This is a genomic window from Vibrio sp. 378 (genome assembly GCF_033339435.1).
This window is the reverse complement of record NZ_JAWOUO010001065.1, coordinates 1-540: the sequence shown is the minus strand read 5'-3', so window position 1 is coordinate 540 and position 540 is coordinate 1. Positions and strand designations below refer to the sequence as shown.

Genomic DNA, 540 nt, shown 5'->3' with positions numbered 1-540 from the left:
CGATGGTCGCAGACAACTTAAACAAGATGCTCTCGCTAAACGAGACTATTGCCGAGGTCATTGCTAGGCTAAAAGTCTTCACCCGTAAAACTTCTCATGAACCTCATAATGAAGTGTCGATACTCCACGATGCGGTGCACAATGCCACCAGCATATTGAGCAATAAGTTGATCAAACAAGGCGTCACGCTCAAAGTACCGACGATCGACCACGAGGTGAGGCTCGCCATTCACAGCGTTGAACTAGAACAAGTGCTCATCAATCTGTTCCACAACGCTGCGCAAGCGATGGATGGCTATTGTATTGATCCGCAAATTTCCATCGCGATTCAATGCCACGATTCGAGCTGCTATATTCTGGTGTCAGATAACGGCCCGGGGATGTCTGACGAGGCATTGGCGAAAATCTTTGACCCGTTTTTTACCACCAAACCAGAAGGGCTCGGACTGGGTTTGACCATTTCAAAACGTATTTTAGAAAGCTATCACGGAGCGCTCAGCGCCTATAACCACCAAGGGACGCAATCGGGTGAGTCAGGCG

The 540-nt window shown here is 48.9% G+C and carries 1 protein-coding gene; it reads left to right on the top strand.

Features of this window, described 5'->3' with window-relative positions; all coding sequences use genetic code 11:
- The coding region (locus R7Q48_RS30385; protein WP_318134130.1) for a sensor histidine kinase at window positions 1–540 on the top strand (540 nt) is incomplete at both ends.